Here is a 24,438-nt window from a genome sequence, read left to right as displayed (position 1 = left end):
TGTGGGGTTTATATGTAAGCGAGCGGCTAGTTCACTCGGAGGGTGTCGATCGGTATCACACCTACTCGATCACTGTATCCCCTCCAGATTCCGACGTTTCCGAGTGCGGGTCGAAGTCACCGAAGCTGACCGGACGTGCGGCTACGGGGGTGGCCTCGCGTCCCCCTGGCTTCGAAGACTCGTACTCGATCGGGACGGGTACTATTCGACGGTGACGCTCTTGGCGAGATTCCGAGGTTTGTCGATCGGGCGATCCAGCAAACGTGCCGCGTGATAGGATACGAGTTGGAGCTGGACGTTTGCGAACAATCCGGCGAGAGTGGGATCGGTTTCGGGAATCTCGAGGTGGGCGTCTGCAATGTCGACCGCCCGGTGACCGGCGGGACACACGGCGACGATCGGCGCTCCACGAGTCTGTGCCTCCTCGGCGTTTTTCAGCGTTTTCTCGTCTTCGACGCCCGTGAACACCGCAAAGAGGGGAGTATCCGGCGTCACCAGCGCGAGCGGTCCGTGTTTCAGTTCACCCGAGGCGAACCCTTCGGCGTGGTTGTACGTGATCTCTTTGAACTTCAGGGCACCCTCGAGTGCGACCGGGAATCCGAGGCCACGGCCGATGAAGAAGTACGACTGGGATCCGTCGTACTGCCTGGCGATCGACTCCGCATCGGACGAGGTGATGAGATCGTCGATCGCGTCGGGCATTCGATCGAGACCGAAGACGAGCGAATCGGGGTCTGTAGGCCGAGTATCGCACACGTCGGCGCCGATACGGTGGGCCAACAGGGCCAGCATCACCGCCTGGGAAGAGAACGTCTTCGTCGCCGCGACGCCTATTTCCGGGCCGGCCCGTATGAACAGCGTCTCGTCGGCGACGCGTGCGGCAGTCGATCCGACCACGTTGGTCAGAGCCAGCGTCTTCGCGCCTTCGGCGTTCGCCAGTCGAAGCGCGTTCAGCGTATCCGCCGTCTCTCCGCTCTGTGACACCGCGATCACGAGCGTCTCCTCGTCGATCGGTGGCGTCGCGACGCTGTACTCGTTCGCGAGCAACGCCCTCGCCCGGACGCCAGCCCTGTTCAACGCGAGCGAGCCGTACAGCGCTGCGTGATAGGACGTTCCACAGGCGATGAGCTGGACCGACTCGATCCCGTCGAACACTCCCGGATCGAGTTCATCGAGTGTTATCCGCCCGTTTTCGGGATCCGTCCGCCCCTCGATCGTCTGGGCGAGCGAAACAGGTTGCTCGTGAATCTCCTTGAGCATGAAGTGGTCGTACTCACCTTTCCCCGTCTGTTCGGGATCCCACTCGACCGTCTCCGGTTCACGAACGAGGGGGTTTCCATCGAGATCGGTGAACTCGATCTCCTCCTTGTCGACGACGACGACGTCGCCATCCTCGAGGAACACGACGGTGTCGGTGTACTCGAGGAACGCGGGCACGTCACTCGCGAGGAAAAACTGGTCGTCCCGGACGCCGACGACCAGCGGAGAGCCCTTTCGAGCAGCGTACAGGACGTGTTCGCCGGAAAACATCGCGGTAACGGCGTAGCTCCCCTCGAGTTCGTCGACCGCTCGACGGAACGCGGTCTCGTTGCTCAGTCCGGCATCGAGATGCGACTGGATGAGATGCGGTATAACCTCGGTGTCTGTGTCGCTCGTGAACTCGTAGCCCTGTTCTTGCAACGACGCTTTGAGTTCCGCGTAGTTTTCGATGATTCCGTTGTGAACGACGGCGACGTCTTCCGTTCCGTCCGTGTGTGGATGGGCGTTCTCGTCGGTCGGCGGTCCGTGGGTGCTCCAGCGGGTGTGTCCGATTCCAACCGCGCCATCGAGTGAGACGCCGTCTATCGAGGCTTTGAGGTCGTCGACCTTGCCGGATCGTTTCTGGACGTCGATTCCGGAGCCGTTCTGGACGGCCACGCCGGCCGAATCGTATCCGCGATACTCGAGGTTCTCGAGGCCGGTCAACAGCGTCTCGAGGGCATCACCGTCACCGACGTGACCGATAATTCCACACATCAGCGGGCCACCTCGTCGGCCCCCTTCGAAACCGCGTCGTTCGCTTTAGTCGGACGTCCCATCTCGTACATGATCGGATCACAGGCAGTCCGAACCCATTACTATAGACGGGCTACTGGTCGGCGGTATCCCACCGTAGTTCGTCCCTGAACCGTCGAGACGATCGTCCTCTTCGATTCGTTTTCGATTCGGTTCGCGCAGCTCATCCCAAACGACCGTCCGATTCTCACTCCGTTTCGGTCACGATTTGTGTCGAACGAGCAGTCGATCGTCAGTATGTCTATCGAACAGCCAAAAACCGATTCAGTACGCCGTCCCGAACGCCGAGTATTCTCCGATGAACCATCGGTAGGGGACGAAACGCCGTCGGGCCCAATCGTTCGTCGATCCCGAAGGACGGTTATCTCCGATCCGACAAGCTTTCAGACGGTTCTCTACGGGAAGATACGATTTTGTATGGGTCCTGCCCGAAGCCCGACGCTTTATTACCTCGCGCTTCGTTCCCTTCCGATAATCACAACCTTTCGGAGTGAAATTCGACATAGGCGGTAAAATTGACCGGAAGTTTCACGACGAACCGTCGACGAACCGGGAACGGAGATCACCAACGAAATGATTCTTCCAGCGGTGACGAGCGTCCTCGAAGTTCCGCTCGAGGAGCCAGTACTGGTGTTTACGATCGCGATGGCGATTTTCCTGGTCGGCCCGCTGCTCATCAAGCGGCTGGGACAACCTGGTATCGTCGGGATCGTCGTATTCGGAGCGATAATCGGCCCCGGTGCTCTCGAACTCGTTTCTCACTCAGATGCGATCGTCCTCCTCGGCGAAGTCGGGTTAATCTATCTGTTGTTTACCGTCGGTCTCGAACTCGACATCCGTGGATTCAAGGAGGCACCGGAGAACGCGGCGTTGTTCGGACTCACGAGCTTTCTGTTACCGTTTACCGTCGGAACTGTCGCGATGCACACCATCCTCGGACTCGACCTCTTTCCGGCACTTCTCCTGTCGTCGGTGTTTGCCTCACACACCCTGCTCGCGTATCCGATCGTCAACCGGCTCGGGGTGACGAAAAATCGGGCCGTTACCGCTGTGTTCGGTGGAATTCTCTTTACCGACACCCTCGCACTGGTCGTGCTCGCAATCGTCACCGGAGCCGCCGAAGGTGATCTCACCGTCTGGCTGTTCGCACGCGTTCTCCTGGCACTGATAATTCTGTTCGGCAGCGTCTGGCTCGTGTTACCCCGGGGATCCCGGTGGTTCTTCCAGAACTTCAGCGAGGAGAGTTACTTCGAGTTCCTGTTCGTGATGGTCGCGATTTTCGGCGCTGCCAGTCTGGCCGAACTGCTCCAGCTGGATCCGATCCTCGGCGCGTTCGTCGCCGGAATCGCGGTCAATCAGCTCATCCCACAGGGTGGAACGCTGATAAATCGCATCGAGTTCGTCGGCAACGCCTTCTTCATCCCCTTTTTCCTGTTACACGTCGGGATGCTCGTCGACCCGAGCGTCATCCTCGACGGGCTGGCGACGCTTCAGATCGCAGCGGCGATAATCGCAATTATGTTCGTGACCAAAGCCGGTGCCGCGTGGCTCGTCGCGAAGATCCAGGGGTACACCCCGCTGGAACGAAACGTCATCTTCGGTCTCTCGACGGGACAGGCCGCCGCCGCGCTGGCTATCACACTCGTCGGGTACGACGCTGGGTTGTTCGGGGAAGCCATCCTCAACGCCGTTGTCTTGATGTTGCTCGTCACCGCGCTCGCGAGCCCGTGGCTGACCGAACGCGCCGCGACGAAACTCGCCCTCGAGCGCGACGTCGAAGAGGGCGACGACGATACCGACGATCCGAACATCCTGTTACCGCTGTCGCACACCGCCGAACTCCAGCAGCGTCTTCTGGATCTCGCGTTCGTAATCAAGGGAGGTCGCGGAACAGAACCGGTCAACGTGATCACAGTCGTCCAGCCGAGTAGGCAGAAAGCGACTGAGCGGCGGATCGCCGATGTTCAAGTCGATCTCGAGAACATCGCGGCGACAGGCAGCGCAGCAGAGATCCCGATCGAGACCGAAACCCGAATCAATCACAACGTCGCTTCCGGCATCGTCCAGGGAGCAATCGAGGTGCAAGCCAACCAGGTAATCATGGGGTGGGACGCCGCCGAGAGCTTCCGTCACAGGATTTTCGGGAGCATCATCGATCAAGTCCTGGATCGAACCAACCTCCCCGTCCTCATCTCACGGCTCGGCCACCCCATCAACACCACCCGGCGGATCTTCGTCGTCGTCCCGATCGGAGCCGACCACCACGAAGGGTTCTACGAGGCAGTCCACCTCGTCAAGCGGATCGCCTCGGGGGTCGGTGCCGAACTGAACGTCATCGTCGTCGAAGGCTCTTCTCACCAGTTCGAACACCTGTTCGAACTCGTCGAAGAGGACGTCCCCGCCGAATTCGACTCGATCGACGACTGGGGGGCACTGTTGCCGGGGCTCGAGTCTCGAAGTGACGAAGACGACCTCATCATCGCCATTTCGCCACGTCGCGGCGACGTCGGCTGGCACTCAGAACTCGAGGACCTGCCGAGCCGACTCGCCGAATTGCCCCCCGCATCGTTCATCACGATCCACCCACGTCAGGGCGAACCGGACTACGATAGACAGTATCTTCGCCTGAAGTAGCTGACTCCGAAACGCGTTGGCCCCAGGAGCCGGACGAATTTTCGCCCCGCTGTACGTAACGAACGATCCGGTAGTATTATGCTCGATTACCCCCTGTTGAATCGGTAGGTATGGATGAATACGAAGAGTCCGAGCGTCAACAGCGGATACCCGACGGCGTGAACGGCACCGGCGTGAACGACGACGCCGTCAAAGCTCGCGAGAACGAGCACATCGGGCAGCTGTCGTTCGAATCCGGCCTCACGACGAACGAACTCGTCTCACAACTCGACTCGATGAGAGACGAGGACGACTGATACGAATTCCTGTCCCGATTTGCCGGCTTCGGTATCTGCCCAGAACTACTCGGGGGTGTGGGTTTTCAGCGGTCTCCGTCGTGACGTGCGCCAGACCGCATCAACTGGTTCTACCTCGCTTAATCTCTCCCTCCATCGCCAACCACGTCATCCGATCACAGCGTAGCGGACGAACCGCCACTGTTTTACCCATCAGTGTCGCAGTTCATCTATGGGTTTTGGTAGCTACGACGAGTCCGAACAACAACAGCAAACGACAGACAACGAGGAGGTCGATGCTGTCAACGTCCACGAAAACGACCACGATGGCCAGCTCTCGTTCGAATCCGATCTCTCCACGAACGAGCTCGTCTCCCAACTCGATGCGATGAAAGACGGAGACGAGGACGACTGATACGGATTGCCGTAACTGGTTACCGGGCCAACCGGGTACCGTCCCACGGTCGATTCGGGAATGACTGACAGCAGTCCGCATGATACGGCGTACTGTCCCGAGGAGTGCCGTACCGATGTACCGGCCGCAGATGGGGCGCGCGGTCGCAGGGTACTGGCGGACACAGATCGTACGAGTTCGGTATCCGTCGCCGTAGCCCGTTCGATTACTTTCGCCCGCTGACGCTCGAGACCTGATCCCTATCTTTCTGCAAGGAGAGGGTCCTACCGTTTGCCACAAGAATGCGGTCACACGCAGCGACTCGATGTATTATTCGACGGGGTGAACGATTCCCGGCTCACGGATTCCAACGGTACGGTCAGGACGTTGCCAGCCGGATCCTTTTGCCTCTTCAGAATCTGTCCTCTGTATGGCAACGAGAGCGAACCTCGAGTGCCCCGTTTGCCACGACGAAATCGGGTACGGGGAACAACTCGTTGGACACCTGTTAGACGAACATTCGAAGAAAAAACTGGCCGAATTCATTGCAACTGAAACAGTATCCATGGAAGAAAACGATATCTCCGAATAAACGCGGTCCGGTTTCGCGTCCTAGGATTCGATCGGCGTAGCTGGGCGCGTTCGATCGGTCGTAGAGGAAATTGCATACGAGTCGACCGGTAGTGTCACTCGAGGATTCACCGCTCATGAGGACCCACCTCTCTCGACCGCCTTACGAACCTCGGCGTCGACCGCCTGGTTGGCTGGATGGCTGACCGACGTTCCACTCGAGACGCCGTACAGTTCGCTCACGGGGACGAATACCGACTGACACATCGGTCTCATCCCCGAGGCGATCGAGTGCTGTCTCGAGATCAAGAATCGGGGTCGACACCGGCGGTAGAGCCTCAGTTCAGACGTCGGTAGCTATCGCACTCGCCTCAACGGCGAGCGGGGTCGAAGTCGTCACCAGAGACTCGGCCGACCGACCGGTGACGTGAGCGCCGCAGTGGAGACACTTCGAGCCGGCGGGGTGTGTGAATAATTCCGCCGACATCACGGCCACCTCCAAACGCCACTGACGGCACTCTCAGGTGTTTGGGAAGCCTGGGGATGAACAAGTAGTAAATTTCGAGTGGGACCGCCGAGCGCAGCAACTCGCTTTTTGCGTACTGTTTGCTGATTTGAATCTCATTCTGAAACCTCCTTCTCGCCCAAAAACGACCGACGTGACTGCATTCGCCGGATCGGATCAGGATGGTCGTAGTGCTCCCGGATGACCTCAGGGGTCGCGTTCACTCGTTCGGCGACGACTTCGGGGGGCCAGCCCTGGTCACGCATGTGCGTGATCGCACCAGTTCGGATCGGGTGCGGGGACCGGCTCGAGGGGCAACTTGCCTCGCGGCCGTGGTTCAGTGCTTCACAGGATCGTTCGTCGCGGTCGTGCGGACACTTCCCCCAGCGGCATGGCTGGGTCATGATGTAGATTTCCCGCCGAACGCTGGATTTCGACACTCTCGCGTTCTTGCCCTTCTCGGTCGTGAACAACGGTCGTCGGTCGTCCTCGTCGACTCGTTCGACCCGTCGAACGTCGATGTACTCCTGAATCCGGTCAGCGACCTCTTGTGCCAGTGCAGCGGGACGCTCACCCGCCCGCTTGTTTTTCAGCGGCGTTGTCTCCCGGTGACGGAAGTACACAAACGGGAGTTCGACGTTCTCGAGGGCTTCGTGGTCAATGTCGTTCTGATGGCGAAGGCGCTCGAGGTCGGCCTGCTCAAAAAAGCAGTCACCGAGATCGAGCCCACGTAGCCCACCGAGACGACACCCGGTGTGCCACATCAGTTCGAACATCGCGTGACGACGTGAGGCGCGTTCGTACCGGTTGAGCTTCCCGCGAATTCGCTTTGCGCGTTCGGCTGTTAGCAGCTCGTCGTTGACTCGATCGGAGATCCCCACCGAGGGGACCTCGATCTTCGCCGGAAGGTCGCCATTGACAGCGTCGACCTGGGCACAGAACCGAATGAATCGCTTGAGCGTGCCGATCTGGGTCTTCAGAGTCGCGGGTGCGAGTCCTTCGCTACGGCGCTCAGAATCGTACCGGAAGATGTCGCGGCTCGTGAGATCATTGAGGTTGTCAACGCCTTCCTTCGCGCACCACTCCACGAACGGCTTCATCCGGTAGTCGTAGCTCTGAATCGTCTCGTCGGACCGGTTGGCCGAGAGGCGATCAAGCCACATCTCGAGGGCCTCCTGCGGCTCGAGGGGAACCAGATCGTCGCTCACTCCGATCCCTCCTCGAGGGCGTCGGCGATTCGCTCCAGGTCGGCGGCGATGGCCTCGAATCGTTCGGCCATCACGATCTCCGGCGGGTCCTCCGGAGTATGGAACTCGTATCGTCTCATGCTTGACCACCGCCAGCCTCGAGATCGTGCTCGCGAACCTGTTCGTACTCGACGGCGATCTTCGCCGCACAGGATTCGCAGACGTATCCGTTCGGTGTGTTCGTCTCGGCGTCGCCGTCGCACGTCGGCGTATCACAGCCGCCAACGCGGGCGGGTTCGGAACTCATCGTTCCACCCCGAAGCTATTACTCCCGTTACAGAATCCGGTACTCTTACCGTGAATGCGTGTTTCGTATGGCATGGTCTCACCCTTGTGGGACCGCGGACTCACCGTGCGCACCACTGTGTAGGAGCGGGGGTGCGCGCGGTTGCTGTCCGTCGGTGGTTCGTTACGTCTCTGGCCGTCCCTCTTAGCTACTGCCGTGTGGTTTCCGAATTTCCGATAATATTGGATTTCCTGAATTTCAGGTCCGAGAAGGTTTCTGCATCCCGTTTGGTGATTTCCGATACTGTTTCCGTTACTTCTCGAGGCGGCCGTAGGCCGTGGGCCGTGGGCGATACTGTGCGGTCGATCGGGGACTTTTTGCCCCGTAGCATCGTGCGATTGCATGCTTCCGTACCTTGGATACGGGAGCCAGGCGGGCCGGTGCCCCAACACCGGGTCCGCGTTTCTCTCGAGGACCCGGCCGGACAGCGGCGGGTCCGTCTGGCTTCCGTTGACATGATCGTGGAACGGAGGGTATTTAGAACTAATGCATTGAACAATGCACTACAGAGAACCAAACCATGCTAAAAGTACATCGTACCGAGCAACCTAACACGGTGTTCTGTGTGTTGACGATCGAATGCGAAGGCCACGGGTGGACTGGATGACACGAGCTGATGATTCGATCCTCGAGTTCCTACTGAACGAGGGAAACCAGCCGATTGTCGCAAACCCGTCCACAGTCGAAGCCAATATCGATTACAAGATCTCCCACGTCAGACGCCGACTTCGGGAACTACAAAGACAAGGGCTTCTCGAATACTATGACGAAGATCGTGGTCTCTATCGAATAAGTGAGAAAGGTCGATCCTACCTCGAGGGAGAACTCGAGGCGGCAGATTTAGAACGAGACGAGTGACCCAGCAGCTCTTCATCGAACTGTTCCAAGAGAGCGTGACGCGTCGGCAGAAATGACGATGTCGCGTTCCTGTAAACTCACTCCGCCTCTGGCGACGTCGTTGATAAGATCCGCGAGCGCACTCAGATAGGTCCTATTTCGATCTTCCCTGATCGTGAGCGTCTGTTTTTCGTCGTGTTCTATGGCTCGATTCTCGAGGTACGCGTAGACGAACGTCTCGCGGACTGCCTCAGGAGCACCGTCGAGATAGGGGGGAAGATCGAGGTGCTGGTCCGACTTTGGCCCCACAGGTGCACCGAGTGCCGCGAGCGTCCGGCCGAGGACCGTACTGTGTTCCGCCGGGCGAACTTCGTCGCCGTGATCTCCGCGATCGTCGACGACTTCGTACTCGATTCCAGCGAGTTCGAATGCATCGAATACGTGTGAGTCTCCCTCTCGGTGATTGAGTGCGAAACTGGGTTGGTAGTATTGAACCGCTATCGAGCCACCCGAAAATACGTTCGCGACGAGAGTGTTTAGCCCAGCAAAGACGGGATCTCCGTACGAACACTCGAGCCAGCCATAGTCGTGTGCGATCTCGATTCCGCGGACAGGATCCGGTTTGCCACCGTCGTCGATCCAGGTCCGTAGTCGGCTTCTCGGGAGCTTGAGGGCGCTCGCAGTTGCTGCCGACCCGACATCGTGTTTCGATGCGTATCTCGTCGCATCACGATACTGTTGAACGATCTCCCACGAGTTTTCGTAGTACCCGCCATCGTAGGTTTCCGCGAGTGCTTTTTCGGTCAAAACCGAATTAGCATTGGTCATAGGGAAGTCTTGAGATGGAATTGTGAAAGAGGTGACGATGGATTAGATTCTTTCGGAAAATCGCCGTACTGCATCGGTTCAATCGGGTGCTGTAACCCGTCTGGAGAGCCTTGATTATCACATCTGAAACCGATATTAGACAGTTAATTTTGAGAGAATATACACTATCGGGTAATTATATATACCCCGCAACCACTGGTAACTACCAGCACCGAACTCGACGGTAAAAGGGCGCGCCGGGTTGTGGTTGGACCCCCAATCCCCAAGCGCGACGTGTTATCCATACACGTCAAACGGCATAACCCTTCTGACCGTTTGGGTGCTGGATATACAATGGATGCAAAACTAATCCAAAGCAAACTCGTGGGAGACGAACAGGAACGGGCAGTGTCACCAGTCATCGGAGTTATACTGATGGTCGCCATCACAGTCATTCTCGCGGCTGTGATAGCTGCGTTCGTACTCGACCTCGGTGGGAGTGTTGGTCAGGAGGCACAGGCAGGTGTGACAATTGAAGTGGATGAAAGTGCAGAAGAGGTTCACGTCGAAATTACGTCGTTGGGGAATTCAGATCATGTTAACCTGAGTGGGGATGTGGTAGAGAATGAAGACAACATCTCAGAAATGGTAGTTGGTGATACTATAACCATGAGCGTTAGTGGAGGACCCCATGATTATCTTGATGAAGAAAATGGAACTGTGACTGCTGTCGCAGTCATCGAAGAGTCCGACACACAAACACAGGTCGGGAGTGAAAGTTACACCTTCGGATAAATAATCCCCCTATACCTGCTTATTTTACCCACATGAATAGATTCACGTATAGACAAAACAGCCGGGCTATCTCTCCTGTTGTTGGCGTCATTCTCGTCGTTGCGATTACCGTCATCCTGGCGGCCGTCGTCGCGGGGCTGGTCCTCGATATTGGCAGTGACATCGACGAAGAAATCCAAGCCGGTGTCTCGATCACCGTCCAGCACGATCCGCAGTATCTCGATGTCCAGGTGACGACGCTCGGGAACGCCGATCACATCAACATCACTGGTGATCCCTACGACAACCTAGACAATAGTGGGCCGAACAATCTGGATGAAGACGACCTCCGCGAACTCGAGACCGGCGACAGCGTCCGAATCGAAAAGGACGATCTCGAGCCCGCCGGGAAAGACGGGACGATCGTGGCGGTCGGCGTGGCTGGTGAGCAAGAGACGTTGATTACCAGCGAAGACTACGATTTTAGCTAATTCTCCCCTTCTTTCTGCCTTTTCGAAGCGGTACTGACGAGTTTCGCTATCTCCACTTGCTCACGACCGAAGTCCGATAGCGAAGTCCGACAACCGAGGTGTTGAATCGCTGGATCGTTTCCGGATCCAACTCGCCTCGAGCGTCGTCGAGATTCCGTTCGTGTTCGATCAGGTTCTCCAACGCCGCGTCGATCACGACGGACATCGGCGGATCGTCGTGCTCGTCGGCGGCGACGATCTCGCTGGCGCGCTCGAGTTTTCGCTGTCGTTCGTCGGTCAACTTGAGGCTGGTTCGCTTGGTCACGGTTTAAGCGGGTGTATGCACGGGGGGTTGGTTTACGTCGTTCGCGGGTGAGCGACCGGTCGATTCTTTAAGTAAGGGGGTTCGCAGTCCGTAGTGATCGGCGCGGAGGCCCACCAGATCAACTCCGATTTGATGCACCTCGAACCGCGACCCAAGCCCCGACGGTGCATACATCGAGGTTTCTGTATACATTCGCGAGCAACCCCGTGGGGTCGGCCTCGAGGACCCCCTTTCACAGTTCTGGCTCACGCTTCGATCTCCTCGACGCGCTCGAGGCTCCATTCACCGTCGCCGACGTGACGAATGTGGACGTGCTGATCGTCTCTGAGTTCACCGTTCTCGTCGAGTAGCCCCTCGACGCGGAGGTCGTCTTTCGGGAGCGTGATCCCGAACGAATTGCGGTCCAACCGGCGTATTTTGTTCAGTGCCATATCCGGCGGGCAACCCGCCTTGGTATAAAGGTTGGTGACTATCGGTTTCGCCAAGGTTTCGCCAAGGGAGAAGATAGGTTTTTATCAGATTTATCAACGGACGGGTTCGACCGGCGTCCGCACATGGCAGACTGTCCAACATCACAAAAGGCGGTATCGGGCTTCCTGGCCTTGCTCACCATCCTGTGGCTTCCGTACGTCCTGGCGGACTGGACGCTCTTCGATGCGCTCGGCACTGAGGGCGGCGTCATGCTCGGCACCCTCGTGTTCATCCTGGGCGTCTACGACATCGCACAGACCGCCGGAGTCGTCGAATACCCCGGAGAATAGCGCTGAAACACTGGATCTCAACCAATACAATGTCACTCGTTGATAACTCACGGGCGGTCGGTACCGGGTATTCGAACACAACGACGCGCGTCGGTGGCTTGCTCGTCGCGGTCACCGTCGGGCTGTTGCTCCTGGCGTTTCTCGTCGTCGGGCTCTCCGCAGTCGGTGCGGCAGAAGAGGGCGACGAACCGATCCTCGTCGAAAACGTCACCTACGAATCGAGCGACGACCCGCTCGAGCTCGAGGTCGCGTTCAACGACTCGATCGACGACGCGGATGCAACGGCGGACGTGTCGTTCTACGATGCTGATGAGTACGACGGAGACGGCAACGAAAGCGTCCCCGTAGAAGAGGACACGATCGAGGCGGATGCAGGCCAGACAATTTCGTCGACCTTCGACTGGAGCGACTACGACGGCCTCGAGTTCGGCGAGACGTACACGGTCGTTGTCGACGGTGACGACGATGCGATTGAATCGGTCGCTCGCCTGGACGGCGGACTGATCGGCGGCGGTGGTGGCGGTGCCGATTCGTTGCCTGGCTTCGGCCTCGTGGTCGCGGTCAAGGCGTTGCTCGTCGCTGGTCTGCTGGCTGCACGGAGGAACTAAGAATGGGCGATTCTGATGTTTATCAACCCGGACAGTGCCTTCTCGCGCGGCGTGAGATGATGCTCCGCGCTGGCACAACGGCCGCAGCTATCCTCGCCACACAGTCTGGCTCTGTCACGGCGTGTGACACTCTCGACGAATGCGATTACGGTGGCGGGTTTTGGGAAGGCTCGATCGCACAACAGGGCTGGCGCTGGGCGACAGACAACTGGGACGGTCTGTTCTCGTCGGGCTACGACAAAGACGAGGTAGACGACATGTCGAAGGTCAACCAGCACTGGCGGATCTACGACACCTTCGATATGCTCGATCGCCACGTCGACGACTCTTTGCTCACCGAAGTCGGAAACTGGGTCCAACCCGGCGACCCAGACGCATCTGCGCTCTCGCGTGCGATTTGGTCGGAAGTCGATACGTGGATGTTCCGAGAACTCCAAGACGGAACCTCAGATCAAGAGATCCTCGAGTCTGCCCGGCATGAAGCACGGGAACGTCTCGACACACGGTACCGAAACACGCTACGCCAGTGGAATGAGTACGCTGCCGACGTTGCATCAGTTTTCCTCCAGTTCGCTGAGGAAGACATCGAGTTCGAGACCGTCGACCACGTCGAAGGCGAAGCCGTCACCGAACCGTCAGAAGACATCAGTCTCGGGACGACAGATAACGACCTGCACAACAGGTACGTTATCTCATCTGAGGGCTGCCTTCCCGACCGAGAGGGGTCGGCGATCCAGTGGCACACGCTCATGTTCGACGTCGTCGACTATGAACTACCAACTGGCGAAACAGAGCCGTACTACCGAATCACTGCCGAATGGCGACAGTCTGGAAGTTACGACGATTATTTCAACGACGCCTACGTCACGCTGTCTCCGTTCCCTGACGAGTTCGAAAGCCGGACGGACGATATGCCGTCGGAGTACGGCGACACCATCGTTACCGAAGGCGGCTCGTACTACGAAGACGGAAAAGAAGAAATCTCGGACGACGAGTGGATTCCCATTTTCCGTCTTGACGAGACCTGGAACCCGATCGTTGACGCCATCCAGACTGTCGAGGACACGGTCGAGAGCGAGATAAACGACTATGTGTACCAAGCCCTCGATGCCGTCACCGCAGGCGACATCGAGGACGTCGATCTCGTCTCCGCGTTCGACATGGCGGGCGAGATCGGTGACGGTGAGGACTTCAATATTCTCGCCGCGCAGTCACTCACTCTCGGACTTGCAGCCCCACCCGACGTCGAGACAGAGGTCACAATCGACATCAACGGCATGGAGCGAACGGGGCACCTGTTCCCCGACTGGGACTTCACCCAACTCCACGACTTCCAGTACGAGCACGAAGACGGCGAACTCGTCGTCTTCGACCACTCGCTGATGCCCGACTCGATCTACCTCGTCGACGACGGCGACGAAGTTCACGAGTTCACGGCCGATGAACTCGAGGGTGGCGTTGACGTCGACGAACCTGTCTCGATCGACGTCGATCCAGAAGGTGAGTTGTCTGCCGGTGTCCCCACCGGAACAACGCTCACAGCGGGGGAACACTTCCATCACGCACAGTTCGGCTTTGTGTCTGGTGACGAGTACGAACGCCGCTCGTTCTCCGATGGCGACGAGATCACGCTGCTCGAGGTCGACGGCGACGACGATACGACGTACGAACTAAGCAGCTACGAAACCGTCACGCGTGACCCTGCTCGGTCAGTTGATCGAGCACACGAACGAGAAGAACGGTACGTCACTGTCCAAGACCTCGAGGAACAGTCGCTCGGCGGCGGTGGCAGCGGTGGCGTGGACGACATCTGGCTGATTGGCGGGTTGGCTGCACTGATCCTGTCGACGGCGGCAGCGGCGCTCATGGGTGATTCGTGATGGCGCTGCCACTACTCTACGCGCTACGTGCGATGCTGCCGGTACTCGTCACGATCGGCTTCGTCGGCGGGTTGCTCATGCTCGCGATCGGCGGCGGCGCGATCGATCCGATGCAGATGCTTCAGGACTTGCTCCGCTCACTAATTGGCCTTTGAGCCGGTGATACCCATGTTTTCAAATGCCAATCCACCAACGACACTGCCGGAGTTACCAACGAGGCGGCTCGCGCTGCTCCTGGCCGTCGCGATCGTCGCGATCGTCGCGGCCTCGAGCGGCGTCGCGGTCGCTGACGGGAATGAATCGAGCAACGAGAGCACCGTAATCCACGATTTCGCCGAGTCGGACGCGAAGCTTACCAACGTCGAGTTTGACGACGGTCGCGCGTACGTCACTGTCGCCGTCGACGGACCCGGAAGCGAGGCGGTCGCTGTCTCCGACGCCGGGTTCAGCGGCGAGGGACGGTTCGCGATGACCACAACGCGGGTGGTCGGTTCGGAGACGATCGAGATACGACTCCGCGGCGACGAAGCGGTCGCGATCACGACGGCACAGGACGGCTATCAGTATCACGGCGACGTGGGAATCCTGACGATCTTGCAGAGTCAGCCGACCGTTCAGATCGTCCAGTGGGCGACGATCTCCGGCGCGATCGGGCCGGTGGTTGCGCTCGCGATTGTCGTGACCAGCTTGCGGCGGAAACACGAGAATACGTACAAAGAACTGACCAGCGAGGAACGTATCAAAGTCGAAAAAGAGCCAGTTGACGGGTTCGTTGACAAGGTAAAGCGATTCGTCGCCGAAAACAAGACGCTGGTGCTCACGAACGCGCTGCTGATGGCCTACGCGATGGCTTGGTGGTTCGGTCGGGCACCCGGTCCTATCGAAGCCTGGATGTCGCTGTCGGACGCCATGCGCGTGATCGTCGTCGGCGCATTCGCCGCGTTCCTCCTGATGCTCGTGCCGGTCTACGTCCTGGCGAAACGCCTCTGGTCGCCGGACAAAGAGTTCGTGCTATCAGCTGACGCTCGCGACGTGATCGAAGAGGCGTTAGGTGCGAACGGCGGCCTCTCGGAGATGGTCGAAGCGATACAGGACGGCGACGGCCTCGAGGGCGGCGACGATCGCGACGAGCTGGGCGACGGCAACTACGGCGTGGCGCTGTACTCCGGCTCGCCGGATCGGATCTCTGAGATGGAGGTCGACGGCGCCGCGACGGATACCTCGGCACCAGGCGGTCGGCTCCACGTCGTCGAGGCGTTCGATCCGTCGAAGAACGAAGCGCGGGGCACATGGCCCGGGCTGGCCGACGACTTCGAACTCATTTCCGAGCGCTCGAAGATCGACGGAAACCGAGAGATTCTGCGCGACGAGAGCAACATGCTTCGGTCGATCCTCTCGGCGATGCCCGCGATCTCGATCGCCAGCGACACTGGCTCGGCTCGAGCCGTGGACAAAGAGCTTCGCCACATCATGACCGTCGACGAGAACCCGGTCGACGGTATTCTCGCTCGCGCTGCCAGCGGAACCCGCTTCGAGGGGTTCTACGGCGGTGACGATGGAGAAGAAGTCGAATACCAGGATCCGGAGGAAGAGGACGACGAAGACGAAGAAGCGGAGGCAGATACATGAGCAGTGGATACGACGCCGCAGATCTGGCGGATAAGATTCGAGAGGGAGACGTCAACGCGAATATCGACGCCGTGCTCAGCGACTCGAAGGCGATCGGGAATCTGATGCTGGCCGCAGAGCGCGCCGGCCTCGAGGATGACACGTCGCCGCTCTTGCACGGGTTGAGCCGGACCAGTGAGACGGATATGCTTCGGAAGGCCCGCCAAGAAGGTCACGTAGCGTCGATGAACGCCGCAACGGGACTCAGTGAGCAGCGGATCGACGCCACCGGCTACTCACGGCTTGTCAACGCCTGCAAGCCAGCGGCACAGCAAATCCTTCTGAAGGGTCCCAAGGGGTCCGGTAAGACCGTCTTTGGCATCAATCTCGTACAGGAACTCTGGCGCGAGTTCGACGAAGACCTCAAGATCGCGACGAACGTCCGCGGGCCGGACGACCACGACGACGTGACCTACGTCGATACGGTGAGCGAGTTGCTCGAGTGGGTTCGCGACACGCCGGGCGAGAAAGTGGCGCTGATGGACGAGTGGTCGACGGAGATGAACGCTCACGCGAACCCAGGCGGTCAGGTTCGCCAGACAGTCAGTCAGTTTATCAACGCACTCCGGAAGGGACAGGGCGGCTCTACCCGGCTGATTATCGTCGGCCACGAGCACGACACCGACATTGCGGCGATCTTGCGGACACAGAGCGACGTCGTCATCACGAAAGACGGGAAGGCATCGGAGGGAATGGCCGACCTCGCGACGGTCTACGAGGGCTGGCAGTCCTACGTCCAGGAAGAGCACTGGTTCAAGGTCCGCGGACTCTTCGATGTCCCGTCGTCGTCTGTATGGGGTGCGGATACGAATTACTTCGCGACGTTCGACGTGGACTTAGACAACCCGCACCAGCAGATCCAGAAGGGAAAACTCGTCAAGAACTGGGAAGAGTACCAGGACGCCGCTGGCGGCGACGAGGACGACGCCAGCAACGAGGTCGTCTGTCGAGGTGTCAAATCCGACGGTGACGACTGCAACGCGCTCACGAGCCACGAGAGCGGATTCTGTCGCTACCACCGGAGCCAGTGGGACGGTGATGTCGACCCCCGCCTCGAGGAGCAGGAGGACTGATCAATGGCGACGATCATAACCCGGTACATCAACGGTTCAGGACCGTACGCCTACCGCGTCACCTACGGTGACGGCCAACACCACTGGGAGTACCTCGGACCCGCCGGCGCTGTCGATCCGGAAGATCTCGCGGACGACGAGGTCGCACAGCTTCGCGAGGAAGGGTTCGGACTGGCGCGCTTTCGCGATACCAGCCGCCACGAGTTCGCGGACCGCGACGTCGCCAACGCGATCCGCGACCAGATCGGCGAGGACGAGCTGGCCCCGAGCGACGATCGGCGATCGGCAGTGATCGTACTCGCCGAAGATGCAAGCTTATCAACGGAAACGCTGGTGTCCGGAAAAGCAGCCGACTCGAGGGCGTCTGCGTCAGGATCGGGACAGACGCCACTCACGAAGTCTGAACGTAACCGTCTGGACTTCACGCGGACGAACGTGATGCACGCCAGGAGCGCAAAGGCCGCGCTCCAGACGGAAGGGATCGACGACTGGCTGGCGATCTACGACCACCGCCTCGAGCCGGCGGAACACGTTTCGCTGGCCGACGCCAACCGCGAGTCTATCCAGGGCGATCGCCTCGATGAGAACGACACCGACGCGGCGGAAGACGAGCGTATCGCGGCAATCGAGCGAGCCGAGGGAGAGGCAGCGCGCCGGGCTCGTGAAGCCTGTGAGGACGGTCACGAAGAAGCCTGCGAGGAACTACGCCGGATGGGCTGGAGTGACGACGAAGTGCGGGAACTCGAGCAGTACACGGACGCTCAGGACTTCGCTCGAGTCGTCGCAGACGAGAAGGTGGACATCAATAGACAGTAACGAATGACATTCATGAAGTGTTGTCGAATACAGAAAATATTCTTCTCAATGGGGTGGGAGATTCCTCCTTGTGCTTACCACGTAAGCGGATAGCCTGATCGTCCGAGTATAAGTTCGGCAAGGAGCCGACACCCATGCCGGAGATCGTCATCACGAATCTTTATTTTTGTGCTGGTGGGCTGCTCACCCACGAAGCGACGCTTCTCGGATGGTGTAACCGTCTGGCTATCGGGCAGAACTGCGAGCCACGTAACAGGAACGTGATACTCACGGTCATGGCCGACGGTTGGATAGATCCTCTCGTCGCCTTCAGCTGGAATACCATCGTACGGTGCGCGAGCAATACCGAACGCTTTGAAGCCGCCGGAATAGTCTACTTCAGATTTACTGACATAGGAGAAAATCCCATCACCCGAAGAAATGTCCGTAAGCTTCCTTTCAAATTTCTCTGGGCCATATGTCACGACAACCCCTTCTTTGTAAATATTTGTGCCCGCATCATTGAGATATTGAGCGTTTGTATTGACGATATGGAAATCCATTTCGGACTTATCCTTAATTAGACGATCAATTTGCTCACCCATGGCTCCGGGAGTCTCTTTTAGCTCCTTTTTAGTTTTTGGATCAACAGTAGTTGTGATTCTCTCACGATCCTGTTCGCCGCTATCATCTACGCTTTGGTCTTGTTTTCCAGACATGGGATCTTGACACCCAATAGGTGAGTATGTGACCGGCCACAATAAATCTTGGGGCCCGACTAATACGTACTAGAGAGGGCCAAGATCTTTCGGTCTAACACCAAGACTGTGAGAATTCCGTGACCGGCACGTGCTGCGTATTCGACAGGCCAGTTTGACAACTCGATAGAACTCACCAGAGGTATCCGTTGACAACTTGGATAGTCTCATATTTCCCGCGTGCGCGCGCATAGCCCCAGGAGTGGTGGGGGAGGGTAGATGGTGGTACTCAATTCGAAAACAGTCACTCGTCGCCTTTTCGCGTAACTGTGATCGAGGTCTCGACGTCGAAGGTCACCGCTCGAGTCGAAAGCGTCTCGGCGATCTCCCGGCGCTGCTCTCGGGTGAGGTCGTCGCGCTCGAGGACGACTCGAGCTGCTCGGACCAGGCGGTCGACGTCTTCGCAGGCGAACGCGACGGCGTTCGATCGGTTGCAGTCGTAGAACCGTGCAGCCTTCTCGATCGCGTCGTAGCGCCACTCGTTGCCCTGGCCAGTGCGAATCCTGACCGACCCGGGCGTTTCGTTGCGAGCCATGCTCGTGAACACGAGAGCCGCTATTCCTAGATTTTTGCGGTGACGCACTGGTGTCTCAGTTATAAGGGGAGGTACGGGCCAGGTGTGATCGACCCGGCTGGCGAGCTGATCGCCACGGCGATCGTCGCGATATGAACACGGCTGTCTCGGGCTCGTGTTCATATCCGGGAAACCGATGTTCGCGACGCGTGAGTCCCAGGGGGCGATTGTATCGAAAGTTGGATCTCGCGGCTCAAGACTTCCTATAGAATGGCGATAATCTGAATAGAAAATCCAGATATTAAAAGGAATCCTCCAAGAAGTGCATCAACAGATGCTCTAATCTCAGAATCAAGAGAATTGATTTCTCGGTTAGTAGGTCTTTTAATCCCATATTTGTCTGGATTCCTAACCTCTGGGGCAGAAACGTTTGTGTCTGTTAGAAACCCACCATATCCTCTGAATAATCCTCGAGCAATCACAACAGCACCGACCATATCAAGAACTAATCCATACAATTGTAGTGGTACTTCACTACGATAAAGGAAAATATCGTAGAGGTATAGTAATACTACCAGAACCAGTACGATGGCTGCGTAGGTTCTCGAACGGAAATAAAACCAGTGTTGGAATCTTCCCAGCACACTTTTTCCTTCTGCCCCTTCGGTAGGTGGTGATCGGGACGTAACTCCGCGGTAGGTTAGATAATTGAACAGAATGGCAGAGACGAGATATGTAAAAAACTTGAATGGGTTTCGCCATGACGGTATGTGGGTTATTGGGATCCGCGCATATTTAGGTGGACGATTGTCTTCTGTCATTTAGTATGGTGTTCCCAATATAGTCTACGACCAAAAATCTCCGCAATCTATACTCAACCAATTGTTGGATCTAATTCCCTCCTAAGCAGAATTGATAAGGCGGATTATCGAGGTACCGGTCCATCCTACCGGTGAGGCAGCGCCGTTCTACCGTCTCGAATCAGCCGACCCGTCTTTGTGCTAGCGCGGCGCGCGCTCTGTGCGCCGCGCAATTACCCAGCCCCCTTAGGGGCATAGTGTCACTCTTTTTTCTTTTGGAGGAGTTCGAGAAAGTAATCCAATTCGATCACATATTCATCATACCCATGATGCCTCATTTTGGCTTGTAAGGCCTTGTCTCCCGTGATAAACGGCATATCACGATTGATTGCAACTTCTGCGCCAACTGCATCAGGCCGGTGCACTTTACCGATCTGAGGGTGGGGCTCAGTTAATTCATTATATATTTCGCCAGTTCCCCCACCATAATTATACCCATAAACCTCGCCATATCCTGACGTTTCCACACCTGTCGTCTCAGGACCGATTTCCTCCTCTAATTGATGAATTTGATTGAGGATTTCGTCTTTCAGTTCTTCTGAAATGTCGTCTAATCCGGTGGTGAACTCGTTGTACTGAAATGGAGACACGTATGCGTCGGCATCTGTTTCTGAAAAAGAAATAAGGCAGTCGCGGTCCTTTTGGAGATAGTTCAGAGTATCGTTGTCGAGCATCACCTGATCAGGGATTTGGCTCATACTGCACAGTATGGTGAGCAACAGTATAATTTCACCCACCTATGTTTCATGTGCTTCAACTGGAGATCTGCGTGCGGAGGCGGGGCGGGGACGCTGTAATTTTTGGCTCTGTCCCCTTGGGGACACCCGCCAAGGGGGCGTTCGCGCGCAGCGCGAAACGACCCCGCAGGCGTCCTGGCGCGATCGCGCCGCGGACCCTCCCCTCGAGGGGAGAACTACAACCAGAATTGGACAGTAACGACTCGAGTACAATCACACTTGCTGAAAAAAGGGGTCAGAATAGCGTTGCCACTATCGAGGTCGGTTCAGCGGTCGGCGATCGAACCCACGTACCCGACCTCGGTTCCGCCGCCGGGAGCCTTCCAGGTCAACTGCGCTCGTCGAAGTACCGACGGATCGTTACCCGACTTCCGCCACTTCTCTATGGCTTCGGCAGCGATCGCCTGGACGTTCTCGAAGCTTCCGTACTTCAGTTGCGAGAGGATCGTATCGATTCGGACGTGTTTCGGGTCGCCGCTCTCGTCGAAATCGATCTCTGCGCCGTTCTCGGCCAGCCACTGCTGAAACGGCGACGACTCGGCGATGTGATCCGCGAGTCACATCACGTGCTGAATCCGATCGGCGAAGCTCTCGATGGCGTACTCGGCCGACTCGACGAGCGCACGTAATTCCTTGCGGTACTTTCGAACGCGAAACGAGACGTCGCCTTGATCCAGAGTGAGAATCTCGTCGAGGTCCTCGATCGCGCGGTAGATCGTCGCGGGATGTTTCCCCAGCTCGTCGGCGAGATCGTCGACCGTCGCTCCCCCGTCGGTCGCGACCGTCTCGGTCACGTCACGAGCGGTGTCGCTCATATCCCGCAACGTCGTTATCAAGAGGTGGTCCGTCTTCGCCTCGAGGCGCGGCGTCGGATCTTCGTAGAGTTCGACCAGGTCGTCTCGAGAAACGGCATCGAAGTGATCGTCAGGGACGTAGACACCGTTTCCGTCGGGAGCCAGCGGAATGTCCTCCCAGTGCAGCGCGTTCAAGAGCATCTCGTCGATCTCCGCGGTGACCTCGTGACGATCGGCCCACGCCCATGCCTCGCCGTCGTTCATCTTCTTGTTCACCAGAACCTCGACTTTCGGATGGTACGACGGGTGATCTTTCGACACCGCATCCGGGTCCCGTAGTTGATAAATTTCGAACTTCCGGCCGTAGGTGTGGCCGGGAAGCAACTCGCCAGCCGATGCCGGGTCGAGAATGAGCCGATTCTGGTGGTTCGTCACCTCCTTATTGTTGATGTGGAGTTCAGCTTTGACTCCCTCCTGGTCGGAGAGAAAATGCGTCACCTTCTGGAGAACGCCAGCCGACGAGAGCTTCTCCGCCCAGTTGCGAGTGATCCGAACGTAACGCTCGTACGCCCACATCCGGCTCGCGTCGTGCGGGTCCGTTCGGAAGTACTCGCGGTGAACTCGCTCGCCCGCCTCTTCGAAGACCGCGGCGAAGAACTCCGGCAGTAGCTCGAGGCCACGCTCGGCTTCGATGTTGCTGGTGTGGAACTCGACGTCGACGCCGTCGACCTCACCGACCTGATTCTCCCAGGGGAGTCGGATCGGCTCGCCAGTCTCCCAGTGGCGCATGTTCGGAAACCGCGGCGAAATATTGTACGAGGCTTTCTTCTCACCCGGCCCACGGCCCACGATGTCCCACTCGTAGAGCCGTTCAGCGTTGATCCCGTCGGACAACCGGGGAGCGAACCCGGACTTGCTGTACGAGACTTTCACCAGCCAGGGCTCGCCGTCGACGTCGACGGTCACCTCGAGGTATCCCTCGAGCGGCGGCCCGAGCATGATCGACGAGAGCGCGTCGTAGGGACCGCGACCCCAGTCAGGCCACTTCCAGCGGCCTTCGATCTCGTGCGGCGTCGTCGCGACCTGGCTCATCGCAGATCCTCCCACTCGGCGAAGCAGTCCGAACAGAGCGGAATCTCACTCTGCCGACGGCATTTCACTTCGTAGCCGACGTACGAACAGCCGGCGCACTCCGACCAGACCGAGTTGGACCCGCCCTCGAGGTCGTCGTCATTGTCAACGTCCGACGGCTCCCGCGGCTCGAGGCCGAAGGCGGTCAGGTCGACCATCAGACACCTCCGGATGCGAAGTCGGCCAGTGTAGGGCCGCTCTCGTTGTCGCTCTCTTCGTCGACGGCGATCGTCGTCGGATCGGGATGGTGGACGACGTCGACGTCTTCCAGCTGGGCGACCACCGCGTTGGCGAGCAACCGGCGGTGACACCACCGGGCGTCTTTTTCCCAGCAGACCAGCCAGACGTCTCGCTCTCGAGCGCGCTCGGCCAGTTCGGCGAGGACTGCTTGCTGTCCCGGTCCCTCGAGGTGATCGAGGTAGCGACGTTCGTAGCTGACCGAGTTCCAGGCAATCGCCGGGGGATTCGGCTCGCCGTTTTCCTCGGCGGCTTCCTCAACGGTCTTGTAGGCGTTCAGCAGGCCCTTTGGTGGGGCGACCGCCGGGATGTTCCGGTCGGTCACTCGGTCGACGAACTCTTTCGGATAGCGAACGACGCCGAAGACGTCGGCGCTCTCGCCCGGTCCGTACTGGCTGACTCCGCCGAAGTACGTCGTGTGGACCGTCACGGCCGTCCACCCCCGACGGGATCGACGGTCGTCGGATCGATCACGTGCGACCAGGCGAGTTTCGCCACCTCGTTCTCTGAGCGCGAACCGCCGACGTCGTACCACCGATCGGAGAGCAACTCGTCGACGATCGTCGCCGGCACGACCGCGCGGGCGACCTGGGGCAACCCCGGTCGCGGAACGTAGACGACGAAGAGGTACATTCCCGCCGCCTCGAGCAACTGTCGGTGAGCCTCGCGTTTGACGTAGAAGCGGCCGTGAGTCGATCCGGCTCCGTTGCTCGTCTCGATCTGACACCCTTTGATTTCGACCGGAACGTCCGCCTCGACGACGACGATCCCGTAGAACGGCAGGCTCAGATCCGGCTCGAGAAGCGTGGTCGTTCGAGCATCGTGCCAGGTGGCCGTCCGATCACCGACGTACTCCAGGGCGTCGATGGTCTGGACTAACTCCGCCTCGAGCGCGTCACCGCTGGCCTTCGGGCTCTCGAGTTCCGACGTACGAGAACTCACAGCGGACCACCTCGAGCGCGTCGGACCTCTCGAGCACACTCAGGACAAAGGCGGCGCGTTGCTGGAACGAACGCCTCACACCGCTCACACTCGCCGGATTCGACAAGACGGCTCATCGCGAACCCCCTCCGTTTCCGCTCGAGTTCTCAGGTTTTGAGACAGCGCGTTCAGTATCCGTGCATAGTGACCGGTTGAAGAAGACAGTTACACTCCGGTGAGTTACTCTATGTTTAAAATAGGGATTGAAGTTGTTAGAAGCTCTTCGAATAGAGGAGGTGCTCGCAATGGGCGACCACAATCGACTTGTGGCCGTCTGTACAGAGTGTAAGTCGGCATACGCGGCGAAGGAGATCTCGAACGGACGGATCCGCCCAATAGGAGTCAATTCCTGTTCTTGTGGATCCAAACTGTTCCGGCCACGTCGCTGAACTGGCTCGTGCTCGAATTGCGAAACCACCTCGTTTTCTCGTCGACTGTACCCTACCTTCTCGCGACCAGTAC

The 24,438-nt window shown here is 58.4% G+C and carries 30 protein-coding genes and 1 pseudogene; 14 read left to right on the top strand and 17 right to left on the bottom strand.

The features are described from left to right. Positions 1-201: 201 nt before the first annotated feature. Complete coding sequence (gene glmS, locus EA473_RS03010; RefSeq protein ID WP_124194194.1) at positions 202-2,016, bottom strand: glutamine--fructose-6-phosphate transaminase (isomerizing); 1,815 nt, start codon at positions 2,014-2,016, stop codon at positions 202-204. 612 nt (positions 2,017-2,628) lie between these two features. Here glmS and EA473_RS03005 point away from each other — a divergent pair. The 4 genes from EA473_RS03005 (at position 2,629) to EA473_RS22105 (ending at position 5,950) form a co-directional block, all read left to right on the top strand. After that, positions 2,629-4,689 carry a cation:proton antiporter gene (locus EA473_RS03005; RefSeq protein WP_124194193.1) on the top strand — a complete coding sequence of 687 codons (2,061 nt, stop codon included), beginning with the start codon at positions 2,629-2,631 and terminating at the stop codon, positions 4,687-4,689. A gap of 110 nt (positions 4,690-4,799) precedes the next feature. After that, positions 4,800-4,985: a DUF5786 family protein gene (locus tag EA473_RS03000; RefSeq protein WP_124194192.1), complete on the top strand. Its 186-nt coding sequence runs from the start codon at positions 4,800-4,802 to the stop codon at positions 4,983-4,985. A 211-nt stretch (positions 4,986-5,196) separates the two neighbouring features. Then, positions 5,197-5,379, top strand: coding sequence for a DUF5786 family protein (locus tag EA473_RS02995; protein WP_124194191.1), 183 nt, complete (start codon positions 5,197-5,199; stop codon positions 5,377-5,379). A gap of 409 nt (positions 5,380-5,788) precedes the next feature. Then, positions 5,789-5,950 carry a hypothetical protein gene (locus tag EA473_RS22105; RefSeq protein WP_165875186.1) on the top strand — a complete coding sequence of 54 codons (162 nt, stop codon included), beginning with the start codon at positions 5,789-5,791 and terminating at the stop codon, positions 5,948-5,950. Positions 5,951-6,063: 113 nt separating this feature from the next. Here EA473_RS22105 and EA473_RS22990 read toward each other — a convergent pair whose 3' ends face one another. The 5 genes from EA473_RS22990 to EA473_RS22095 all read right to left on the bottom strand — a co-directional run bounded on the left by EA473_RS22990 (position 6,064) and on the right by EA473_RS22095 (position 7,927). Then, the gene (locus EA473_RS22990; RefSeq protein WP_279387615.1) at positions 6,064-6,195 is read right to left on the bottom strand and encodes a hypothetical protein; all 132 of its coding nucleotides are present in this window, start codon (positions 6,193-6,195) and stop codon (positions 6,064-6,066) included. 76 nt (positions 6,196-6,271) lie between these two features. Continuing rightward, on the bottom strand, positions 6,272-6,415 hold the full coding sequence (locus tag EA473_RS22100) for a hypothetical protein (protein WP_165875185.1): 144 nt from the start codon (positions 6,413-6,415) through the stop codon (positions 6,272-6,274). A 134-nt stretch (positions 6,416-6,549) separates the two neighbouring features. Next, positions 6,550-7,641 carry a tyrosine-type recombinase/integrase gene (locus EA473_RS02990; RefSeq protein ID WP_124194190.1) on the bottom strand — a complete coding sequence of 364 codons (1,092 nt, stop codon included), beginning with the start codon at positions 7,639-7,641 and terminating at the stop codon, positions 6,550-6,552. Then, positions 7,638-7,760 carry a hypothetical protein gene (locus tag EA473_RS22985; protein ID WP_279387613.1) on the bottom strand — a complete coding sequence of 41 codons (123 nt, stop codon included), beginning with the start codon at positions 7,758-7,760 and terminating at the stop codon, positions 7,638-7,640. The genes EA473_RS02990 and EA473_RS22985 overlap by 4 nt, the downstream gene beginning before the upstream one ends. Further along, positions 7,757-7,927: a hypothetical protein gene (locus tag EA473_RS22095; protein ID WP_165875184.1), complete on the bottom strand. Its 171-nt coding sequence runs from the start codon at positions 7,925-7,927 to the stop codon at positions 7,757-7,759. The genes EA473_RS22985 and EA473_RS22095 overlap by 4 nt, the downstream gene beginning before the upstream one ends. A gap of 618 nt (positions 7,928-8,545) precedes the next feature. Here EA473_RS22095 and EA473_RS22670 point away from each other — a divergent pair. Then, a complete protein-coding gene (locus tag EA473_RS22670) occupies positions 8,546-8,824 on the top strand; it encodes an ArsR family transcriptional regulator (RefSeq protein ID WP_124194189.1) in 279 nt (92 codons plus the stop codon). A gap of 12 nt (positions 8,825-8,836) precedes the next feature. Here EA473_RS22670 and EA473_RS02980 read toward each other — a convergent pair whose 3' ends face one another. Further along, the gene (locus tag EA473_RS02980; protein ID WP_124194188.1) at positions 8,837-9,631 is read right to left on the bottom strand and encodes a hypothetical protein; all 795 of its coding nucleotides are present in this window, start codon (positions 9,629-9,631) and stop codon (positions 8,837-8,839) included. A 333-nt stretch (positions 9,632-9,964) separates the two neighbouring features. Between EA473_RS02980 and EA473_RS02975 the strand changes: the two genes are divergently transcribed. Then, positions 9,965-10,405 (top strand): type IV pilin, encoded by a 441-nt coding sequence (locus EA473_RS02975; RefSeq protein ID WP_124194187.1) that lies wholly within the window; start codon positions 9,965-9,967, stop codon positions 10,403-10,405. A 32-nt stretch (positions 10,406-10,437) separates the two neighbouring features. Further along, positions 10,438-10,875 carry a type IV pilin gene (locus EA473_RS02970; protein ID WP_124194186.1) on the top strand — a complete coding sequence of 146 codons (438 nt, stop codon included), beginning with the start codon at positions 10,438-10,440 and terminating at the stop codon, positions 10,873-10,875. Positions 10,876-10,921: 46 nt separating this feature from the next. On the opposite strand, the gene EA473_RS02965 is transcribed toward EA473_RS02970, so the two are convergent. Next, the gene (locus EA473_RS02965; RefSeq protein WP_124194185.1) at positions 10,922-11,179 is read right to left on the bottom strand and encodes a DUF7386 family protein; all 258 of its coding nucleotides are present in this window, start codon (positions 11,177-11,179) and stop codon (positions 10,922-10,924) included. A gap of 245 nt (positions 11,180-11,424) precedes the next feature. Beyond that, entirely contained in the window at positions 11,425-11,610 is a 186-nt protein-coding gene (locus EA473_RS02960) for a hypothetical protein (protein WP_124194184.1), read from the bottom strand. 123 nt (positions 11,611-11,733) lie between these two features. On the opposite strand from EA473_RS02960, the gene EA473_RS02955 reads away from it, so the two are divergent. Genes EA473_RS02955 through EA473_RS02930 form a run of 7 tightly spaced genes read left to right on the top strand, consistent with a single transcriptional unit; the run spans position 11,734 to position 17,985 of the window. Then, positions 11,734-11,940: a hypothetical protein gene (locus EA473_RS02955; RefSeq protein WP_124194183.1), complete on the top strand. Its 207-nt coding sequence runs from the start codon at positions 11,734-11,736 to the stop codon at positions 11,938-11,940. 29 nt (positions 11,941-11,969) lie between these two features. After that, positions 11,970-12,548, top strand: coding sequence for a PGF-CTERM sorting domain-containing protein (locus tag EA473_RS02950; protein WP_124194182.1), 579 nt, complete (start codon positions 11,970-11,972; stop codon positions 12,546-12,548). 2 nt (positions 12,549-12,550) lie between these two features. Next, positions 12,551-14,428: a hypothetical protein gene (locus EA473_RS02945; RefSeq protein ID WP_124194181.1), complete on the top strand. Its 1,878-nt coding sequence runs from the start codon at positions 12,551-12,553 to the stop codon at positions 14,426-14,428. Further along, complete coding sequence (locus tag EA473_RS22090) at positions 14,428-14,583, top strand: hypothetical protein (RefSeq protein ID WP_165875183.1); 156 nt, start codon at positions 14,428-14,430, stop codon at positions 14,581-14,583. The genes EA473_RS02945 and EA473_RS22090 overlap by 1 nt, the downstream gene beginning before the upstream one ends. Before the next feature lie 13 nt (positions 14,584-14,596). Beyond that, positions 14,597-16,057, top strand: a complete 1,461-nt coding sequence (locus EA473_RS02940) for a hypothetical protein (protein ID WP_124194180.1) — start codon at positions 14,597-14,599, stop codon at positions 16,055-16,057. Next, positions 16,054-17,169 (top strand): hypothetical protein, encoded by a 1,116-nt coding sequence (locus tag EA473_RS02935; RefSeq protein WP_124194179.1) that lies wholly within the window; start codon positions 16,054-16,056, stop codon positions 17,167-17,169. Before EA473_RS02940 ends, EA473_RS02935 begins: the two co-directional genes overlap by 4 nt. Positions 17,170-17,172: 3 nt before the next feature. Then, a complete protein-coding gene (locus tag EA473_RS02930; RefSeq protein WP_124194178.1) occupies positions 17,173-17,985 on the top strand; it encodes a hypothetical protein in 813 nt (270 codons plus the stop codon). A gap of 74 nt (positions 17,986-18,059) precedes the next feature. Here the strand turns inward: EA473_RS02930 and EA473_RS02925 are convergent, their stop codons facing one another. The 8 genes and pseudogenes from EA473_RS02925 to EA473_RS02890 form a co-directional block, all read right to left on the bottom strand. Then, positions 18,060-18,683, bottom strand: coding sequence for a hypothetical protein (locus EA473_RS02925; protein WP_124194177.1), 624 nt, complete (start codon positions 18,681-18,683; stop codon positions 18,060-18,062). A 283-nt stretch (positions 18,684-18,966) separates the two neighbouring features. Then, positions 18,967-19,257, bottom strand: a complete 291-nt coding sequence (locus EA473_RS02920; protein WP_124194176.1) for a DUF7692 domain-containing protein — start codon at positions 19,255-19,257, stop codon at positions 18,967-18,969. A 242-nt stretch (positions 19,258-19,499) separates the two neighbouring features. Further along, entirely contained in the window at positions 19,500-20,057 is a 558-nt protein-coding gene (locus tag EA473_RS02915) for a hypothetical protein (protein ID WP_124194175.1), read from the bottom strand. Between the two features lie 239 nt (positions 20,058-20,296). After that, positions 20,297-20,794, bottom strand: coding sequence for a hypothetical protein (locus EA473_RS02910; RefSeq protein WP_124194174.1), 498 nt, complete (start codon positions 20,792-20,794; stop codon positions 20,297-20,299). A 305-nt stretch (positions 20,795-21,099) separates the two neighbouring features. Continuing rightward, positions 21,100-22,719 (bottom strand): annotated as a pseudogene (locus tag EA473_RS02905) (DUF7845 domain-containing protein). Further along, positions 22,716-22,916, bottom strand: coding sequence for a hypothetical protein (locus EA473_RS02900; RefSeq protein WP_124194173.1), 201 nt, complete (start codon positions 22,914-22,916; stop codon positions 22,716-22,718). The pseudogene EA473_RS02905 and the gene EA473_RS02900 overlap by 4 nt, the downstream one beginning before the upstream one ends. Then, a complete protein-coding gene (locus EA473_RS02895; protein ID WP_124194172.1) occupies positions 22,916-23,425 on the bottom strand; it encodes a DUF488 domain-containing protein in 510 nt (169 codons plus the stop codon). Before EA473_RS02895 ends, EA473_RS02900 begins: the two co-directional genes overlap by 1 nt. After that, the gene (locus tag EA473_RS02890) at positions 23,422-23,937 is read right to left on the bottom strand and encodes a hypothetical protein (RefSeq protein ID WP_124194171.1); all 516 of its coding nucleotides are present in this window, start codon (positions 23,935-23,937) and stop codon (positions 23,422-23,424) included. The genes EA473_RS02895 and EA473_RS02890 overlap by 4 nt, the downstream gene beginning before the upstream one ends. Between the last annotated feature and the right edge of the window lie 501 nt (positions 23,938-24,438).

Origin of the sequence: Natrarchaeobius chitinivorans, from assembly GCF_003841505.1 — an archaeon.
Taxonomy (GTDB): Archaea; Halobacteriota; Halobacteria; order Halobacteriales; family Natrialbaceae; genus Natrarchaeobius; species Natrarchaeobius chitinivorans.
The sequence above is the reverse complement of the archived record's forward strand: the minus strand, read 5'-3'. Positions and strand labels throughout refer to the sequence as shown.

Excerpts from the sequence above, each read along its gene's own strand:
- EA473_RS02900 (WP_124194173.1), bottom strand. The coding sequence starts at position 22,916 with ATGGTCGACCTGACCGCCTTCGGCCTCGAGCCGCGGGAGCCGTCGGAC.
- glmS (WP_124194194.1), bottom strand. The coding sequence starts at position 2,016 with ATGTGTGGAATTATCGGTCACGTCGGTGACGGTGATGCCCTCGAGACG.
- EA473_RS22100 (WP_165875185.1), bottom strand. The coding sequence starts at position 6,415 with ATGTCGGCGGAATTATTCACACACCCCGCCGGCTCGAAGTGTCTCCAC.
- EA473_RS03005 (WP_124194193.1), top strand. The coding sequence starts at position 2,629 with ATGATTCTTCCAGCGGTGACGAGCGTCCTCGAAGTTCCGCTCGAGGAG.
- EA473_RS02995 (WP_124194191.1), top strand. The coding sequence starts at position 5,197 with ATGGGTTTTGGTAGCTACGACGAGTCCGAACAACAACAGCAAACGACA.
- EA473_RS22090 (WP_165875183.1), top strand. The coding sequence starts at position 14,428 with ATGGCGCTGCCACTACTCTACGCGCTACGTGCGATGCTGCCGGTACTC.
- EA473_RS22095 (WP_165875184.1), bottom strand. The coding sequence starts at position 7,927 with ATGAGTTCCGAACCCGCCCGCGTTGGCGGCTGTGATACGCCGACGTGC.
- EA473_RS02940 (WP_124194180.1), top strand. The coding sequence starts at position 14,597 with ATGTTTTCAAATGCCAATCCACCAACGACACTGCCGGAGTTACCAACG.
- EA473_RS02930 (WP_124194178.1), top strand. The coding sequence starts at position 17,173 with ATGGCGACGATCATAACCCGGTACATCAACGGTTCAGGACCGTACGCC.
- EA473_RS02955 (WP_124194183.1), top strand. The coding sequence starts at position 11,734 with ATGGCAGACTGTCCAACATCACAAAAGGCGGTATCGGGCTTCCTGGCC.
- EA473_RS02960 (WP_124194184.1), bottom strand. The coding sequence starts at position 11,610 with ATGGCACTGAACAAAATACGCCGGTTGGACCGCAATTCGTTCGGGATC.
- EA473_RS02970 (WP_124194186.1), top strand. The coding sequence starts at position 10,438 with ATGAATAGATTCACGTATAGACAAAACAGCCGGGCTATCTCTCCTGTT.
- EA473_RS02975 (WP_124194187.1), top strand. The coding sequence starts at position 9,965 with ATGGATGCAAAACTAATCCAAAGCAAACTCGTGGGAGACGAACAGGAA.
- EA473_RS02950 (WP_124194182.1), top strand. The coding sequence starts at position 11,970 with ATGTCACTCGTTGATAACTCACGGGCGGTCGGTACCGGGTATTCGAAC.
- EA473_RS03000 (WP_124194192.1), top strand. The coding sequence starts at position 4,800 with ATGGATGAATACGAAGAGTCCGAGCGTCAACAGCGGATACCCGACGGC.
- EA473_RS02915 (WP_124194175.1), bottom strand. The coding sequence starts at position 20,057 with ATGACAGAAGACAATCGTCCACCTAAATATGCGCGGATCCCAATAACC.
- EA473_RS02935 (WP_124194179.1), top strand. The coding sequence starts at position 16,054 with ATGAGCAGTGGATACGACGCCGCAGATCTGGCGGATAAGATTCGAGAG.
- EA473_RS02945 (WP_124194181.1), top strand. The coding sequence starts at position 12,551 with ATGGGCGATTCTGATGTTTATCAACCCGGACAGTGCCTTCTCGCGCGG.
- EA473_RS22105 (WP_165875186.1), top strand. The coding sequence starts at position 5,789 with ATGGCAACGAGAGCGAACCTCGAGTGCCCCGTTTGCCACGACGAAATC.
- EA473_RS22990 (WP_279387615.1), bottom strand. The coding sequence starts at position 6,195 with ATGTGTCAGTCGGTATTCGTCCCCGTGAGCGAACTGTACGGCGTCTCG.
- EA473_RS22670 (WP_124194189.1), top strand. The coding sequence starts at position 8,546 with ATGCGAAGGCCACGGGTGGACTGGATGACACGAGCTGATGATTCGATC.
- EA473_RS02920 (WP_124194176.1), bottom strand. The coding sequence starts at position 19,257 with ATGGCTCGCAACGAAACGCCCGGGTCGGTCAGGATTCGCACTGGCCAG.
- EA473_RS02910 (WP_124194174.1), bottom strand. The coding sequence starts at position 20,794 with ATGAGCCAAATCCCTGATCAGGTGATGCTCGACAACGATACTCTGAAC.
- EA473_RS22985 (WP_279387613.1), bottom strand. The coding sequence starts at position 7,760 with ATGAGACGATACGAGTTCCATACTCCGGAGGACCCGCCGGAGATCGTG.
- EA473_RS02980 (WP_124194188.1), bottom strand. The coding sequence starts at position 9,631 with ATGACCAATGCTAATTCGGTTTTGACCGAAAAAGCACTCGCGGAAACC.
- EA473_RS02925 (WP_124194177.1), bottom strand. The coding sequence starts at position 18,683 with ATGTCTGGAAAACAAGACCAAAGCGTAGATGATAGCGGCGAACAGGAT.